Raw genomic sequence first — 16,746 nt, 5'->3', positions numbered from 1 at the left:
GTGGTCAGCTCCCCGTCGGCCGTACGAACAGCAGCGCCGTGCGCACCAGAATGCAGATGTCCTGCCACAGCGACCAGTTGTCGATGTAGGCGTTGTCGAAGCGGCACCGGTCCTCGATCGAGGTGTCGCCGCGCAGCCCGTGGATCTGGGCGAGTCCGGTGATGCCGGTCCGCATCCGGTGGCGCGCCGGGTAGCCCGGGTGTGCCTGGCTGAACTTGGTGACGAAATAAGGGCGTTCGGGTCTCGGTCCGACCAGGCTCATGTCGCCCCGGAAGACGTTCCACAGCTGGAGCAGCTCATCCAGCGAGGTACGGCGCAGGAACTGGCACAGGCGGCTCATGTCCTGCTCGTCCGCCACGCTCCAGCGGGTCGCGGCCTCGTGCGCGCTGGCGGGCCGGTGGGTGCGGAACTTCAGCATGGTGAACGGCCGTCCGCCCTTGCCGATTCGTTCCTGCCGGAACACCACACCCGGCCCCTCGGTGAGCCTCAGGCCCGCCGCGCAGGCCAGCAGCACCGGGGCGGCGAGCAGCAGCAGCACACCGGAGAGGACGACGTCGAGCATCCGCTTGCCGAGGACACCGCCGCCGTGCCGCCCGGAGTCCGTGTACAGCAGCCTGCGGGGGAACCCCACGAGGTGCTCCGCCCGCCCGCGCCTGCCGCGCAGGCTGTACGACGGCGGGTCCGTGTCCAGCTCCCACAGCACGCATCCGAACGCGGCGAGTTCCCGCAGCAGCGGGGCCCTCTGCGCCCGGGTCGAGGGCCCCACGACGAGCACCGTCTCCACACCGTTCTGGATGAGCGCGCGATGCGCCTCCTCGCGCGTGGTGAGGACCGGCAGCGCGGGCCGGTCGCCGGAGGGCGGGACGCAGTCCGGTGTGTCGGCGACAAGGCCCACCGGCCATGTGCCGCACCCCGGGCGGCGCTGCAACGCGGCGGCGACCCGCGCGGCCGCCGGGACCGGCCCCACCACCAGGGCGGGACGGGGCCGGCGTCTGAGCCTCACGCGCCGGCGCCAGTGCACCGCTTCGCGTCCCGTGCAGGCCACCAGGCAGTGCACGGCGCAGGCGGCGGCGAGCACGGTCATCGGCAGCTGTCGCAGCGGGGAGAGCGCGGCTACGACCGCCCAGCCGACGGTGACGCGCCAGCAGACGGCGGGCAGTTCCTCGAGCGCCCCGGGGACGTCGGAGGTGTCGTAGAGCAGGGCCCGCCGGTTCAGACCGGTCACGCACAGCCCCAGGAAGGCGAAGGCGATCAGCAGCGGGTACCGGTGGGCCCCGGGCACGACCAGGGCGGCCGGCGGGATGGCGACCGCGTCGGCGATCAGCAGCGGCGTCCACGAGGTCCGCCGCGTGCGGCGGGGGCCACGCCCGGAAGGCAGCCACCGCCCGGTGGCGGCGCCGGGCGGGTCGAGGAGCGAGACGGCGCGCCCCGCCGCCCGGGACCGCCCGGCCGGTGGGGGTACGGTGCTTTCCGCAGTCATGTGGTGATGGACTCCCTGCTCTGGTTGGGTACCACGACCGGCGTGGTGACAGTGCCGAGCAGTTCGCGGTACACATCGATCACTGCATCCGTGGTCTGCTGTACGTCGTGTGCAGCGACCACGTGGGCGCGGCCCTGCGCGCCCAGTGCGGCGCGCAACGGGGCGCGGCGCAGCAGCGCCGTCAGCGCCCGTGCCAGCGTCTCGGGGTCCTCCGGCGGCACCAGGCAGTGCGGCACATGGCCGGGCGGCAGGCTCTCGCGCGCTCCGTCCACGTCCGTGACGAGCACCGGCCGGGCGCATGCCATGGCCTCCAGGGGGACGAGCGCCATGCCCTCCCAGCGGGACGGCAGGACCACCACGTCGGCGGCGCGGTACCAGGGGGCGGCGTCGAGTGCGGGGCCGGCGAACTCCACCGACGCGGGCGCGAGCGCGCGCAGTTGCCGCGCGTCGGGACCGTCGCCGACCAGCACCAGCCGGGCGGCGGGCAGTTGCCGCGCGACGGCGGGCCAGGCCTGAAGGAGCACGTCCTGGCCCTTCTGGCGGCACAGCCGTCCCACGCAGACGACGAGGGGGCCCGTCCCGGACCGGGCAATGCTGCCTTCCGGCCGGAACCTGCGGGTGTCGACACCGTTGGGGATCACATGCCAGTGGGCGGAGATGCCGTTCTGTTCCCCGGTACGCCGTTCCGCCTCGCTCACGCACAGGACGCGCGTCGCCCACCGCGCCCCGAACTGCTCCCAACGCAGCGCCGCCTGGGCCATGACGCCGTCCACGGCCTCGAACGACCACGCGTGCGGCTGGAAGACGGTCGGCAGCCGGCCGCGCGCCGCGAGCCGCGCCGCGAGCCCCGCCTTCGCGCTGTGCGCGTGCAGCACATCGGGCCGTACCTCGCGCAGCAGCCGCGCCAGCCGCCCCACCTCACCGGGAAGGTGTGGTCCCGGTGAGCGGGTCGCGTCCCAGGGCAGCACCCTGCAGCCCGCCGCGCGCAGTGCGTCGGTCAGCGTGCCGCCTCGCGGGCAGGCCACGGTGACGCGCAGGCCTGCGGCGAGCTGTGCCGCCGCCAGGTCCGTCACGAAGCGGGCGACACCGCCCTCCACCGGCTGCGTGACGTGCAGGACGTGCGGCTCGCGAGCGGCGGGCCGCGTCGCACGGCGCGGGACGGAACCGAGGGGAATGCGCATGACCGAGCTTCCCTTCCGGAGAAACATTCCGAACCAGTCGCAAAGCGTATGAACGGAGGTTCGGGATAAACACATCGGATTCAGTAGGCAACACTAGCCGCTTATCCGTCTTTTTCCCGGAAACCGTCAACCGTGTCGAAAAGACGACCACGTTCAGAGGAATAATCCGATAAAAAGGTTGCCCGGTGATTCGGGATGTATGAGTTCCGGGAACTTGTCATCGGCGGAGTTTCCCGCGGTGACCGTCTCTCGTTAGCCCAGCGGAAGCCAGATGAAAGGAACCCAATGAAGAATCTGAAGGCTGCCGCGCTCATGGCCGGCGTCCTGGCCATCGCCGGCGCTGCGACGCCCGCTGTCGCCGCGGACCTGCCGGGGCAGGGCCTCCTCGAGGACGGGAAGACGGTCGCCCGCACCCTCCCCAACGCAGCCGAGATCCCGACGGGTGAACTGGCCAGCAATGTCAAGCAGACGGCGCAGGGCGTGAAGAAGTCCGGCGTCGTCAAGACGCCCGTCTTCGGTGGCACCCTGCCGAACCCCCTCAACGGCAAGCCCCCCGCCGCGCTTCCGGCCCTCAAGTAGAGGACATGCCCTGCCGGACCGCAAAGGCCGGCTCCGCCTGCCGCGGAGCCGGCCTTCTTCGTGTGCATAGGAAAAGCAGTGTGCGGAAAAAGCGGTGTGCGGAAAAAGCAGATGGCGGCCCGCCGAGCGTCGGCGGGCCGCCAGGCTCCGGGCTGCTCAGAACAGCAGACCGCCGACGTAGGGGGCCTGCTGCGACTGGTCGACCGCCGCGGTGTTGCAGGCAGCGTAGTGCGAGTTCGGCGCGGCGACACCGGCGCCACCGAGGACGCCGACGGAACCGTTGGACCACGGCGCGATGCAGCGGCCGTCGATGACGGCGCCGTTGGAGACGAGCAGGCCCTGCTGAGGGGAGTTCACGACGACCGGGGACTCCGAGAAGCCATTGCCGCCGGTGACGTTGGTGGTGTTGTCGTCGGCCGCAGCGGCGCCACCGGCCGCCAGGACGAGGCCCGCTGCCAGGACGGACAGGGCCGTAACCTTCTTACGCATGGATGCGCCTTTCGGATGGGAGGGGCAGGTCGGGCGGGAACGTCTGCCGACGTCCCCGCCCTGCTCCGGGATGGTTCGGAGCGCAAATGGGGCTCAGAAGAGCAGACCGCCGGCGTACGGAGCCTTCTGCGACTGGTCGACCGGCGCCGTGTTGCAGGCGGCGTAGTGCGAGTTCGGCACGATGGTCGCGGCGCCACCGAGGACGCCGACGGCGCCGTTGGACCAGGGCGCGACGCAGCGCAGGTCGACGAGCGTGCCGTTGGAGACGACGGCGCCCTGCTGCGGGGCGTTCACGACAACCGGGGACGACGAGAAGCCGTTGCCGCCGGTGACCGTCGTGCAGTTGTCGGCTGCGGCAGTGCCGGCGGCCGCAAGGACGACGCCCGCGGCGAGGGCGGAGACGGCCGTAACCTTGTTACGCATGGAGTGTCCTTTCCGGACTGCGAGGGGGTTCACCTGCTCGGAATGACTCGAAGCAGGGGTCAGAAGAACAGGCCGCCCTGGTAACCGGCCTTCTGCGACTGGTCGACCGCCGCGGTGTTGCAGGCGGCGTAGTGCGAGTTCGGCGCGATGGTCGCGGCGCCGCCGAGGACGCCGACGGCGCCGTTGGACCACGGCGCGATGCAGCGGCCGTCGATGAGCGAGCCGTTGACGACAACCACCCCCTGCTGAGGGGCGTTCACGACGACCGGGGACTCCGAAAAGCCGTCACCACCAGTGACGTTGGTCGTGTTCGAGTGGGCGGATGCAATGCCAGCGCTGCCGCAGAGCGCGCTAAGGGCGAGTGCAGTGACGACCGCGAACTTCCTGGTCAACTCGGTTCCTTCCTGGATTCACGGTAAGCCGCGCTTACATAGCAAGAAACCGAAATATGTGGCGAAAAGTCACGCGGACAAGGCCCATTCGCGCTGGATTCCACCGGATGGCTCAGCGACGCCGTGCACCGTTCACCCGGACGCACGTGCCGGGATTTCACCGACGTGCGTCCGGCCCACTGGCAAGGAGGGGTCCAGTGGGCCGGACAGGCTTTGAGGCATTTCCCCCGCACGCATCGAGCGCCGGGGGGTGTGGAGCTAAATGGTCCGGCTGCGACCTCTGGGCCTGCGGCTTCGAGGCGCCGGACGGGGGCCGTACCACGCGGCCACCGGGCGATCCGTCCCGAGGCACTGCGGCGTCGCCCGCGGATCGGGATCTCCGGCGGACCGGAACCGGATCAGAGTGTCGGAATTCCGGTCCCACCTCTGTCTCGCGAACAGAGGGGAGCACATGGCAGCGAAAGGATGGCGAAGGGGAAGACTTCCGCCGCGCCGACTCCTGGCGGTTTTCGTGTCACCCCTGGTTGAGCAGGCTGCCGACACCGGCGCTGGTCGGCCCGTTCAGCGGGTGGAGCTGAACGGAGCCGGAGCCGAGCGGATTCTTCACCGGTAGCGCGGGCTTCTTGTTGCCGGCGCGGCCCATGCCGTCCAGGTACACCCCGGAGACCTTGGCCGCCTTGTTCTTGCCGGTGACCGTCGACGACTGGGCGTCGAACGCGCTGCCCTTGGTGAGGTTGCCCTGCTTGGCCACCCGCATCACGGTGTCCGCCGCGGGCACGAGCGCCGGAGCCACCTCGGTCTGGGACATGAGGCCGAGCGGGCCGGTGTTTTCGTGGGCAGGTGCCTTCGTAACGGCCGAAGCCGCCACGGCGGAACCACCCACAAGACCCGCACCAATGGCCAACGCCGCAGTGGTAAAAACTGCCTTCTTCATGATTCACCTCACTTGAAGTTACCTCTGATCCGACAGATGCAGAACATAGCAGTCCACAGTCCGCCGAAAGCGAGGCGCTACTCCATACGCATGAACACAAAGGGAGTGAAGAAGCGCGTTACTCCGGTTTCCATGGAGTTATTCACATGTGGTCGGCGAATCAATTGATCGTAAAAGAAAACTATGACACCACGTCTTTGCGGGCGAATCCCCGGAATGCCAGGGCGAACAGCACCAGCGCGTACGTCACGGAGATCGCGGTGCCCTGGATCATGCCGGACCACTCCGGGTGCGGCTGGACGGTGTCGGCCCAGGCGAACTGCCAGTGCGCGGGCAGGAAGTCGCGCCAGTGGCCGAGCGCGGTGACGGCGTCCAGGACATTGCCGACGATGGTCAGTCCGACCGCGCCGCCGACCGCGCCGAGCGGGGCGTCCGTCTTCGTCGACAGCCAGAACGCGAGTCCGGCGGTGACCAGTTGGGAGACGAAGATGTATGCCACGGTGACCGCCAGGCGCTGCACCGCCGTACTCGTCTCCAGCGCGCCGCCCGTCGGGATCTGCAGCGGCCCCCAGCCGTACGCCGCCGTCCCGGCCGCGAGGGCGACCACCGGGAGCAGGATCATCGCGGCGAGGCTCAGCCCGAGCCCCACGACGAGCTTGGACCACAGCAGCCGGGCGCGGGGCACGGGCGCGGCGAGCAGATAGCGCAGCGAGGACCAGCTCGCCTCCGAGGCGACGGTATCCCCGCAGAACAGGGCGACCGGGATCACCAGCAGAAAGCCGGCCGAGACGAACAGGTTCACCGCGGCGAAGTTGGCGCCGGACGCGGTGGCCGTCTCCATCAGGGTGATCCGGCCGTCGCGGCTGGAGGGGTCGCCGCCGATCGCGAAGGCGATCAGCAGCACGAACGGCAGCAGGGCCAGGATGACCCCCATGATCAGGGTGCGCCGCCGCTTGAGCTGGCGGACCAGCTCGACCCGCAGGGGCAGGGTGTGCCGCGTCTGGTAACCGGAGGCGGCCTCGGTGAGCGTGCTCATGCTGAACCTCCGATCAGGGTGAGGAAGGCGTCTTCCAGGCGGCGGTGCGGGCCGACCGAGGCGACGGGCACTTCCAGCCGCACCAGCTCCACGACCAGCCGCTCGGCCGTGCCGCCGGGCTCCATCCGGATGAGCAGCCCGTCGTCGGTGCGCACGGCGGAGGCGACGCCGGGCAGCGCGGCCACCTTCCCCACGACCGGCTCCTCCACGGGCGTGGCGGTGCCGACCAGCAGGGTGTCGCCGGAGCCGATGATCTCGCCGACCGGGCCGGCCTGGACGAGCCGGCCGCGGTCCATCACCACCAGGTGCGTGCAGGACTGCTCGACCTCGGCGAGGAGATGGCTGGAGACGATCACCGTACGGCCGGCGGCCGCGTAGCGGATCATCACCTCGCGCATCTCGCGGATCTGGGGCGGGTCGAGGCCGTTGGTGGGCTCGTCGAGGATGAGCAGGTCGGGCAGGCCGAGCATGGCCTGGGCGATGGCGAGGCGCTGGCGCATGCCCTGGGAGTAGGTGCGCACCGCGCGGGCGAGCGCGTCGCCGAGCCCGGCGATCTCCAGCGCCTCGTCCAGGTGGGCGTCCTCGGGCGGGCGGCCGGTGGCCCGCCAGTACAGCTCCAGGTTCTCCCGGCCGGACAGATGCGGCAGGAAGCCCGCCCCCTCCACGAAGGCGCCGACCCGCGACAGCACGGGCGCGCCGGGCCGGATGGCGTGACCGAAGACGCGGATCTCGCCGTCGTCCGGGGCGATCAGGCCCATCAGCATGCGCAGGGTGGTGGTCTTGCCCGCGCCGTTGGGCCCGAGCAGGCCGAGCACCTGGCCCTTCTCCACCCGGAAGGACAGCTCGCGCACCGCGTAGCGGTCGGCGGACTTCGCGTAGCGCTTGCTCAACTCCTTGATCACCAGCGGGACTTCGGCCAGCTCCGGGTCGGGTGCGGGGGTGGCCGCACGGCGGCGGGCGGTGAGCAGCAGCGCGAGCGCGGCCACCGCGCCGGCGACCGGCAGCCACCACACCCAGGCGGGCAGGGGCGCCGCGGCGGTGGTGACGGCGGGCGCCGTCGGCACGCTCAGGTCTCCCTTCAGGGAGACGGTGTAGGTGGCCGGGGCGGCCGGTGAGGCGTAGCCGAGGTCGGTGGAGGCGAGGACCAGGCGGAGCCGGTGGCCCTTCTGCACCTCGTGGTCGATCGCCGGGAGGGTGACGGTGACGTCCTGGCCGGCCCTGGCGCCGGTCACCCGGACCGGTGCGACGAGCTGGGAGGGCAGGACCTGCTGGGTGCCGCCGGGGGCGACGTCGTAGACCTTGCCGAACAGGACGGCGTCGTCGCTGGTCGAGGCGATGTGGACGGTCGCGGTCGGGGTGCCGGTGATCTGCAGGTCGCGGCGCAGGGGTGCCGAATCGAATGCCGCGTACTGGCCGGGGAAGTCGAGGGAGACGCCGATGCCGAGCGCGGACAGCTGGGTGAGGCCGCCGGAGCCGCCGAGGCCGGGCAGCGCGGAGACGCCGGGCGGGCTGGCGCCGGCCGGGTTGGTGACGTGCTGGGTGCCGCCGGTCAGGGCGATGCCGCGCGGGTGGTCGCGCAGGCCGGGGTAGGCGGCGGCGCTCGCGCCGCGCAGCTGGGCCGTGCCGTTGGCGGAGTCGACGCCTCCGGTGCGGGTGATCCGGAAGGCCGGGCCGGTGCCGGTGTTCTTGTCGCCCTTCAGATAGTGGTCGAACCACGCACGCACGCGTGCCTGCACGCGGCCGGCCTCCATGTCGCCGCCGTCATGGCCGCCTGCGATCCAGTCGACGTCCACGGGGGCGCCGTTCGCCCGGATCGCCTGCTGGGCCGCGTCGGACTGGCCGAGCGTGAACAGGGAGTCCGTCTGGCCCTGCAGCAGCAGCGTGGGCACCTTGACGCGGGAGCCGACGGCGGACGGCGAGCGTGCCTCGAGCAGCCCGCGGGCCGCCGCGTCCGGGGTGCCGGACTGGGCGACCCGGTCGTACATCCGGCACAGCTCCGGCTCGAAACGGGCGCAGCCGCCGCCGGTGTTGAAGAAGACGCCGGCCCACAGTTTCTTGAACACGCCGTTCGGGAACAGGGCGTCGGCCAGGTTCCAGTAGGTGATGGCCGGGGCGATGGCGTCGACCCGGTGGTCGTATCCGGCGGTGAGCAGGGAGATCGCGCCGCCGTAGGAGCCGCCGGCCATGCCCACGCGCGGGTCGCCGGGTTTGTCGAGCTGGACCTCGGGCCGTTTCGCCAGCCAGTCGATGAGCCGGGAGGCGTCGGCGACCTCGGCCTTCGGGTCGTTGAGCCCGATCTTTCCGGTGGACCTGCCGAATCCGCGCGCGGACCAGGTCAGGACCGCGTACCCGTCCCGGGCGAGGTCCTCGGCCTGCCGACGCATGTCGTCCTTGCTGCCGCCGAAGCCGTGGGCCAGCAGGACGGCGGGGTGGCGGCCGGTGCCGGCCGGGGTGAAGAACGAGGTGTCCAGGCGCACGCCGTCGACCGCCATGACCTGCTCGCTCGCGTGCACCGGCCGCGTGCCGTCGGAGGCGACGGCCGCCGTCCAGGTCCCGGCACCGGCGAGCACCACGACGGCGGCCGCGGCGGCGAACAGCCGGCGCGGCCCCTTGAGCAGCCCTCGCACGGAAGGCACCCGAAGATCCATGCCTCAACGGTACGGGCCGCCACCGACAACCGATGCTCCCGCCGGGTTGAACCCCGGCCCCTCCCTGGGGAGTACGGGCTGCCGCGGCGTACTTCGGACGTGGTACGAAGAGCCATGGAGATACGGATCGCCACGACCGTCGAGGAAGTCCTCGCCGCCGGGCACCTGTTCGACAACCCGGCGCGCCCCGAGTGGGCGGAGCGTTTCCTCACCACCGCCGGGCACCATCTGCTCCTGGCCTACGCGCAGGACGCGGACGTCCCCGTCGGCTTCGTCAGCGGCGTCGAGACGGTCCACCCCGACAAGGGCACCGAGATGTTCCTGTACGAGCTGGCCGTGGACGAGCCGTACCGGCGCCGGGGCATCGGGCGGGCGCTGGTGGAGCGGCTGGCCGCGCTGGCCCGGGAGCGGGACTGCCACGGCATGTGGGTCGGGGTCGACGCCGGAAACGACGTCGCCCTTGCCGCCTATCGCAGTGCGGGCGGCAAGGACGACGCTGCGTGCCGGGTGATGACCTGAGAGTTCTGACTACGCATGCGCGCCCTCGGCGAGCGGTGTGCCCGTGGCGAGCTGCGTGCCCTCGGCGACCGGCGCCTCCTCCGCGAGCCGGACGTCCTCCGGGAGGGACACCAGCCAGCGGGTCTCGCGGCGCGGGCGGAGGTAGAAGGCCCAGTAGAGGGTGGCGACGGCGGTGATGCCGCCGGTCCACAGCAGGTACGAGGAGTCCTGCTCGACCAGGACGTAGACCAGGACCGCGATCAGCAGGACCGGCATCGCCGGCCACAGCGGCATCCGCCACGCCTTCCTGGTGCCGTGCGCACCGCGCCGGGAGAGCAGCGAGGCGATCGCGACCAGCAGGTACAGGCCGGTGACGGCGACGCCGGTGACGCCGTAGAGGGTGTCGAGGTTGACGAAGCAGAGGAACGCGCCCGGGACGCCGACGACGAGGGTGGCGACCCAGGGGGAGCCGAACCGGCCGAGCTTGGCGAGGGCGTTGTTGACCGGGGACGGCCAGGCCTTGTCGCGGGCGGAGGCGAACAGGACGCGGGAGTTCTGGATGACCATGACGATGCCCGCGTTGATGATCGCGAGGGCGACGCACAGGCTGACGAAGGTGCCGACAGCCGAGTTGCTCCAGGCGATGACCATGGAGGAGATGTCGCCGCCGGTCAGGGTCTTCAGGTCACCGGCGCCGAGGGTGATCGCCACGACCGGCACCAGGATGACGACGCTGGAGATGGCGAGGGTGGCGAGGACGGTACGGGCGACGCTGCGGCGCGGGTTCTCCAGCTCCTCGGAGAGGTAGATGGCGGTGGAGAAGCCCTGGGTGGCGAAGAGGGCGATGGCGAGCCCGGAGAGGACCATCATGGCCGTGACCGGGCTGACGTGCGCGTGGTCGCCGGCCACCTGGAGCGAGCCGACGAGGCTGCCCGCACCGCGGTGGGAGTGGGTGAAGCCGAGGAGGGCGACGACACCGGCGGCGACGACCTCCAGGACCAGGAAGATGCCGGTGATCCAGGCGTTGGCGCGCAGGTCCAGCAGACCGGCCAGGGTGGCCGCGATCATCACGCCGGCGCCCGTGAGGGACGGGTCGAGGTGGACGACCGGGGCGAGGTAGTCGGCGGTGCCCATCGCGATGACCGGAGGGACGATCATCACGACGAGCAGCGACATCACGAAGGCCAGCCAGCCGGCGAGCCGTCCGGCGAGGGTGGAGACGATGGCGTACTCGCCGCCCGCGCTGGGGATGAGGGTGCCCAGCTCCGAGTAGCAGAAGGCCACGGGGATACAGAGGAGCGCGCCGATGGCGAGGCACAGGGCCGTGGCGGTGCCCAGGCTGGAGAACAGGTCGGGCACGATCACGAAGAGCGTGGAGGCGGGCGTGACGCACGAGAGGGTGAGCAGGGTGCCGCCGACGACGCCGATGGACCGCTTGAGTTTCTGAGGCCTGTCAGAAGCGGCTATGACGGCTGTGTCGACAGAGCGGAGCGTGTCGGTCATGCGGCGGTTCCGATCGACTCGTGCGAGTGAGGGTGGAGGTCGGGAGCGCTATCGCCTCCGGCGGCTGGTCGTACATGCTCTGGTCCGCTCCCGGCGGCTGAATGGAACCCCGACGAAAACCGCCGCGTCAATGGGTGTTCACCTACGAAATCCGCAGCAAATAAGCGGCTGATCACCGATTCTCGTATCAACGGTCCTTATGGGCGGGCCCTTGCGGCCGTACGAGAATCGCAGCGCCCCCGCACAAAAAAACAGGGCCGTCCGCATAGCGGACGGCCCTGTCAGGCCCTGTCAGGCCCTGTCAGGCCCTCTCGGTCCCTGTCGGTCCCTGTCGGTCGCTCAGTGGTTGCGCGGGAAGCCCAGGTCCACGCCCGCCGGGGCGTCGGCCGGGTCGGGCCAGCGGGTGGTGACGACCTTGCCGCGGGTGTAGAAGTGCGTGCCGTCGTTGCCGTAGATGTGGTGGTCGCCGAAGAGCGAGTCCTTCCAGCCGCCGAAGGAGTGGTAGCCGACGGGGACCGGGATCGGGACGTTCACGCCGACCATGCCGGCCTCGATCTCCAGCTGGAAGCGGCGGGCCGCGCCGCCGTCCCGGGTGAAGATCGCGGTGCCGTTGCCGAACGGCGAGGCGTTGATGAGCGCCACGCCCTCGTCGTAGGTGTCGACGCGCAGCACGCACAGCACCGGGCCGAAGATCTCGTCCTGGTAGGCCTTGGCGCTGGTCGGCACCCTGTCGAGCAGCGAGATGCCGATCCAGTGGCCGTCCTCGAAGCCCTCGACGGTGTAGCCGGTGCCGTCGAGCACGACCTCGGCGCCCTCGGCGGCGGCGCCCTCGACATAGGAGGCCACCTTGTCGCGGTGCACCTTGGTGATCAGCGGGCCCATCTCGGACGTCGGGTCGTTGCCGGGACCGATCTTGATCTTCTCGGCGCGCTCGCGGATCTTCTCCACCAGCGTGTCGCCGATCGCGCCCACGGCCACGACCGCCGAGATGGCCATGCAGCGCTCGCCCGCGGAGCCGTAGGCCGCGCTCACGGCGGCGTCGGCGGCGGCGTCCAGGTCGGCGTCCGGCAGGACCAGCATGTGGTTCTTGGCGCCGCCCAGGGCCTGCACCCGCTTGCCGTTGGCGGAGGCCGTGGTGTGGATGTAGCGGGCGATCGGGGTGGAGCCGACGAAGGACACCGCCTTGACGTCGGGGTGCTCCAGCAGGCGGTCCACCGCCACCTTGTCGCCGTGCACGACGTTGAAGACGCCGTCCGGCAGACCGGCCTCGGACAGCAGCTCGGCGATCCGGACCGACGCCGACGGGTCCTTCTCGCTCGGCTTGAGCACGAACGTGTTGCCGCACGCGATGGCGATCGGGAACATCCACATCGGGACCATCGCCGGGAAGTTGAACGGCGTGATACCGGCGACGACACCGAGCGGCTGCCGGATCGAGGAGACGTCGACACTGCTGGCGACCTGCGTGGACAGCTCGCCCTTGAGCTGCACGTTGATGCCACAGGCCAGGTCGACGATCTCCAGGCCGCGCGCGACCTCGCCGAGCGCGTCGGAGTGCACCTTGCCGTGCTCGGCGGTGATCAGCTCGGCGATCTCGTCGCGGTGGGCGTCGAGCAGCGCACGGAACCGGAAGAGGATGGTCGTGCGCTGGGCCAGCGAGGACTGGCCCCAGGTCGTGAAGGCGTCCTTGGCCGCCGCTACGGCCGTGTCCACCTCCTCGACCGACGCGAACGCGACCTTCGTGGTGACCGCGCCGGTCGCCGGGTCGGTGACCGGCCCGTACGTGCCCGACGCGCCTTCGGCGGTCTTCCCGCCGATCCAGTGGTTGACGATCTTCGTCATGCCCAGAGACTCCTTATTACAGATGGCGGCGTCGGGTCGAGACGTGCCGTTCGTACAGCTCTCGTGCCTTGACCGCGGACGGTCGGGTCGCGGTCTCGGCCACAGGAACATCCCACCAGGCCTGCGCCGGAGGCGCGCCCGACACAGTGTCGGACGTTTCGGTCTCCACGTAGACACATGTGGGAGTGTCGGCGGCGCGCGCCTCGGCGAGCGCCTCGCGCACCTCCCGTACGGTCTTCGCGCGCAGTACCCGCATACCCAGGCTGGCCGCGTTGGCCGCGAGGTCGACGGGCAGCGGGGCGCCCGTGAACGTGCCGTCGCCGGCCTGGAAGCGATAGGCGGTGCCGAACCGCTCGCCGCCCACCGACTCGGAGAGCCCGCCGATGGACGCGTACCCGTGGTTCTGCACCAGCAGGATCTTGATCGCGACGCCTTCCTGCACGGCCGTCACGATCTCCGTCGGCATCATCAGATAGGTGCCGTCGCCGACCAGCGCCCACACGTTCCGCTCGGGCGCGGCGAGCTTCACGCCGAGCGCGGCCGGGATCTCGTAACCCATGCAGGAGTAGCCGTACTCCAGGTGGTACTGGTCCACCGACCGCGCCCGCCACAGCTTGTGCAGATCGCCGGGGAGCGAGCCGGCCGCGTTGATGATGATGTCCGACTCGTCCACCAGGGCGTCCAGAGCCCCGATGACCTGCGGCTGGGTGGGCCGTACGTCGCTCTCCCCGGCCTCGAAGCAGGCGTCGACGCGCTGTTCCCAGCGCTCCTTGTCCTCGCTGTACTCGGCGACGTACGACGGCGCCACCTGGTGCCCGTGCATCACCAGCGCCTCGGTCAGCTCGCCCAGGCCGCTGCGGGCGTCGGCGATCAGCGGGAGTCCGGCCAGCTTGTGGCCGTCGAAGGGCGCGATGTTGAGGTTGAGGAAACGGACGTCCGGATTCTCGAAGAGGGTGCCGGAGGCGGTGGTGAAGTCGGTGTACCGGGTGCCGACGCCGATCACCAGGTCCGCGGTGCGGGCCAGCTCGTCGGCGGTCGCGGTGCCGGTGTGGCCGACCCCGCCCACGTCCTGCGGGTGGTCGTAGCGCAGCGAGCCCTTGCCGGCCTGGGTGGAGGCGACCGGGATGCGGGTGGTCGCCGCGAACTCGGCGAGGGCCGCCTCGGCGCGGCTGTGGTGGACTCCGCCGCCCGCGACGACCAGGGGCCGCCGCGCCTGGCGGATCGCCCGGACCGCCTCGGCCAGCTCGGTCGGGTCCGCGCCCGGCCGTCGTACCGTCCACACGCGCTCGGCGAAGAACTCCTCCGGCCAGTCGAAGGCCTCCGCCTGCACGTCCTGCGGCAGCGCGAGCGTGACCGCGCCGGTCTCCACCGGGTCGGTGAGCACCCGCATCGCCTGAAGCGCCGATGGAATCAGGGCTTCGGGGCGGGTGACGCGGTCGAAGTACTTCGACACCGGGCGCAGGGTGTCGTTGACGGACACATCGCCCGCGTACGGCAGCTCCAGCTGCTGCAGGACCGGGTCGGCGGGGCGGGTGGCGAAGACGTCACCGGGCAGGAGCAGGACCGGGAGATGGTTGATGGTGGCCAGGGCCGCGCCCGTGACCAGATTGGTCGCGCCCGGGCCGATCGACGTCGTCACCGCGTGCGTGGACAGCCGGTTCGACTGGCGGGCGTAGCCGACGGCCGCGTGCACCATGGACTGCTCGTTACGGCCCTGGTGGTACGGCATCACATCGGCGTACTCGATCAGCGCCTGGCCGAGGCCCGCGACATTGCCGTGGCCGAAGATGCCCCAGGTGGCGCCGATCAGCCGCTGCCGCTCGCCGTCGCGTTCGGTGTACTGGGCGGCGAGGAAGCGGACCAGTGCCTGGGCGACGGTCAGCCGGATCGTCATCGATAGCCCCCTGTGCTTTCTACGTGATCGGGGTGGAAGCAGATCCGCCACTGCCGGGTCTCGCCCGGGCCCGCCATGACGTTCAGGTAGTACATGTCATGCCCGGGCTGGGCGATGGACGGCCCGTGCCAGCCGTCGGGGACGAGGACGGCGTCGCCGGAACGGACCTCTGCGAGCACGTCCGAACCGCCCTCGCGGGAGGGGAACACGCGCTGATAGCCGAGGCCCTTCGGGCCGTCGATCTCGAAGTAGTAGATCTCCTCCAGCTCGGACTCCTCGCCCGGCCGGTGTTCGTCGTGCTTGTGCGGCGGATACGACGACCAGTTGCCGCCCGGCGTGATCACCTCGACGGCGATCAGCTTGTCGCAGTCGAAGGAGTCGGCGGCGGCGAAGTTGCGCACCCGGCGGGCGCAGTTGCCGCTGCCGCGCTGCTCGACGGGGACCTCCGGCGCGGGGCCGTAGCGGGCGGGGAGTCGTCGCTCGCACTTCGCTCCTGCCAGGGCGAAGCGGCCTCCCGCGCCGGAGGCGATCTGGGCCCGGGCGTCCCGGGGAACATACGCGAAGTCGGAGACGTCCGCGAACACGCTGTCCCGACCAAGGAGTTGGAACTTCTTTTCCTCGATTTGTACGGTACATCCGCCTTCCAGCGGAAGCACGATCCACTCGCTGTCCCCGGTGGTGAACGTATGGCTGCCGCCCGGCGACAACTCGACCACACGCAGGCTGCTGTGTGTCCAGCCGGCCAACTTGGGGTCGATGTCGAGGGCGTACTGGGCGTTCGCGGTGGTGCCCTTGGGCAGATGCAGGTCGATGCTGTTCATGCGGCCCTCACAGCAGTCCTACGGCGGTGTCCACGGCGGCGGCCACATCGCCGTCCGCCGGGTACAGCAGCGAGCGGCCGACCACCAGGCCGCGCACGGTGGGGAGTTGGAGCGCGCCGCGCCACTTCTCGTAGGCGGCGACCTGGTCCTCGGGCGAGTCCCCGATGTCACCGCCGAGCAGCACGGCCGGCAGGGTGGACGTTTCCATCACCCGCGCCATGTCGTCGGGGTTCTCGGTGACGGGCACCTTCAGCCAGGTGTAGGCGGAGGAGCCGCCGAGCCCTGAGGCGATGGCGATGGACCGGGTGACCGCCTCGGCGGACAGGTCGTTCTTCACCCTTCCCCCGGGGGTGCGCCGGCTGATGAACGGCTCGACGAAGACGGGCAGCCGGCGCGCGGCCATCTCGTCGATGGCGCGGGCGGTGGACTCCAGGGTGGTCAGGGAGCCGGGGTCGTCGTAGTCGATGCGCAGCAGCAGCTTGCCCGCGTCGAAACCGAGGCGCTGAAGGTCCTCGGGGCGGTGACCGGTGAAGCGGTCGTCCAGCTCGAAGCTGGCGCCCTGCAGTCCGCCCCGGTTCATGGAGCCCATGACCACCTTGTGGTCGAGGGCGCCGAGCAGCAGCAGGTCGTCCAGGATGTCGGCGGTGGCGAGGACGCCGTCGACGCCGGGGCGGGACAGTGCCAGGCACAGCCGCTGAAGCAGGTCGGCGCGGTTGGCCATGGCGAGCTTGCGGTCGCCGACGCCGAGGGCACCCCGGGCGGGGTGGTCCGCGGCGACGATCATCAGCTTGCCGTCCTCGTTGAGGAGCGGCCTGCGGGCGCGCCGGGTGGCGGCCTCGGCGATCGCCTCGGGGTGGTGGGTACGGACGCGGACGAGTTCGGCCACGTCGACACGGGGGCGGGGGGAGCCCGCGGCGCCCTCGCGGTGAGCGGTGGCGTCGGGGCGGGAGCCCGCGGTGGCTTCGCGGGGAGCGGCGGCGGTGCCTTCGGGTCCGGTGCCGGCCCCGCCCTCGGTGTGGGTGCCCG

Annotated in this window: 15 protein-coding genes; 2 read left to right on the top strand and 13 right to left on the bottom strand. The window is 71.1% G+C overall.

Going from position 1 to position 16,746, the window contains the following annotated elements:
* Positions 1-4: 4 nt before the first annotated feature.
* A complete protein-coding gene (locus tag BFF78_RS26920; RefSeq protein ID WP_069780758.1) occupies positions 5-1,480 on the bottom strand; it encodes an exopolysaccharide biosynthesis polyprenyl glycosylphosphotransferase in 1,476 nt (491 codons plus the stop codon).
* Positions 1,477-2,661, bottom strand: coding sequence for a glycosyltransferase family 4 protein (locus tag BFF78_RS26915; RefSeq protein ID WP_069780757.1), 1,185 nt, complete (start codon positions 2,659-2,661; stop codon positions 1,477-1,479). The genes BFF78_RS26920 and BFF78_RS26915 overlap by 4 nt, the downstream gene beginning before the upstream one ends.
* Positions 2,662-2,946: 285 nt before the next feature.
* Here BFF78_RS26915 and BFF78_RS26910 point away from each other — a divergent pair, with 285 nt between their 5' ends.
* Positions 2,947-3,240, top strand: coding sequence for a hypothetical protein (locus BFF78_RS26910; protein WP_069780756.1), 294 nt, complete (start codon positions 2,947-2,949; stop codon positions 3,238-3,240).
* Positions 3,241-3,396: 156 nt separating this feature from the next.
* Here BFF78_RS26910 and BFF78_RS26905 read toward each other — a convergent pair whose 3' ends face one another.
* From BFF78_RS26905 to BFF78_RS26880, 6 genes are all read right to left on the bottom strand, one after another.
* Positions 3,397-3,729, bottom strand: a complete 333-nt coding sequence (locus BFF78_RS26905; RefSeq protein ID WP_069780755.1) for a hypothetical protein — start codon at positions 3,727-3,729, stop codon at positions 3,397-3,399.
* 93 nt (positions 3,730-3,822) lie between these two features.
* Positions 3,823-4,152 (bottom strand): hypothetical protein, encoded by a 330-nt coding sequence (locus BFF78_RS26900; protein WP_069780754.1) that lies wholly within the window; start codon positions 4,150-4,152, stop codon positions 3,823-3,825.
* 59 nt (positions 4,153-4,211) lie between these two features.
* Positions 4,212-4,412: a hypothetical protein gene (locus BFF78_RS49780; protein WP_335755362.1), complete on the bottom strand. Its 201-nt coding sequence runs from the start codon at positions 4,410-4,412 to the stop codon at positions 4,212-4,214.
* Between the two features lie 646 nt (positions 4,413-5,058).
* A complete protein-coding gene (locus tag BFF78_RS26890; protein WP_227025934.1) occupies positions 5,059-5,352 on the bottom strand; it encodes a hypothetical protein in 294 nt (97 codons plus the stop codon).
* A gap of 307 nt (positions 5,353-5,659) precedes the next feature.
* Positions 5,660-6,514, bottom strand: coding sequence for an ABC transporter permease (locus BFF78_RS26885; RefSeq protein WP_069780751.1), 855 nt, complete (start codon positions 6,512-6,514; stop codon positions 5,660-5,662).
* Positions 6,511-9,162: a CocE/NonD family hydrolase gene (locus BFF78_RS26880; RefSeq protein WP_069780750.1), complete on the bottom strand. Its 2,652-nt coding sequence runs from the start codon at positions 9,160-9,162 to the stop codon at positions 6,511-6,513. The genes BFF78_RS26885 and BFF78_RS26880 overlap by 4 nt, the downstream gene beginning before the upstream one ends.
* Before the next feature lie 114 nt (positions 9,163-9,276).
* Here BFF78_RS26880 and BFF78_RS26875 point away from each other — a divergent pair, with 114 nt between their 5' ends.
* Positions 9,277-9,681, top strand: coding sequence for a GNAT family N-acetyltransferase (locus tag BFF78_RS26875; RefSeq protein ID WP_069780749.1), 405 nt, complete (start codon positions 9,277-9,279; stop codon positions 9,679-9,681).
* Between the two features lie 9 nt (positions 9,682-9,690).
* Here the strand turns inward: BFF78_RS26875 and BFF78_RS26870 are convergent, their stop codons facing one another.
* The 5 genes from BFF78_RS26870 to BFF78_RS26850 all read right to left on the bottom strand — a co-directional run bounded on the left by BFF78_RS26870 (position 9,691) and on the right by BFF78_RS26850 (position 16,606).
* Positions 9,691-11,163, bottom strand: coding sequence for an APC family permease (locus BFF78_RS26870; RefSeq protein WP_069780748.1), 1,473 nt, complete (start codon positions 11,161-11,163; stop codon positions 9,691-9,693).
* 339 nt (positions 11,164-11,502) lie between these two features.
* Positions 11,503-13,005 carry a CoA-acylating methylmalonate-semialdehyde dehydrogenase gene (mmsA, locus tag BFF78_RS26865; RefSeq protein ID WP_069780747.1) on the bottom strand — a complete coding sequence of 501 codons (1,503 nt, stop codon included), beginning with the start codon at positions 13,003-13,005 and terminating at the stop codon, positions 11,503-11,505.
* Positions 13,006-13,021: 16 nt separating this feature from the next.
* A complete protein-coding gene (gene iolD / locus BFF78_RS26860; protein ID WP_069780746.1) occupies positions 13,022-14,899 on the bottom strand; it encodes a 3D-(3,5/4)-trihydroxycyclohexane-1,2-dione acylhydrolase (decyclizing) in 1,878 nt (625 codons plus the stop codon).
* Positions 14,896-15,720, bottom strand: a complete 825-nt coding sequence (gene iolB, locus BFF78_RS26855; RefSeq protein WP_069780745.1) for a 5-deoxy-glucuronate isomerase — start codon at positions 15,718-15,720, stop codon at positions 14,896-14,898. Before iolB ends, iolD begins: the two co-directional genes overlap by 4 nt.
* A gap of 7 nt (positions 15,721-15,727) precedes the next feature.
* Complete coding sequence (locus BFF78_RS26850; RefSeq protein WP_069783832.1) at positions 15,728-16,606, bottom strand: Cgl0159 family (beta/alpha)8-fold protein; 879 nt, start codon at positions 16,604-16,606, stop codon at positions 15,728-15,730.
* Positions 16,607-16,746 lie beyond the last annotated feature (140 nt).

The organism is Streptomyces fodineus, assembly GCF_001735805.1.
Classification (GTDB): Bacteria; Actinomycetota; Actinomycetes; order Streptomycetales; family Streptomycetaceae; genus Streptomyces; species Streptomyces fodineus.
Note: the sequence above shows the minus strand (reverse complement) of the source record. Positions and strands in the feature narration are given on the sequence as shown.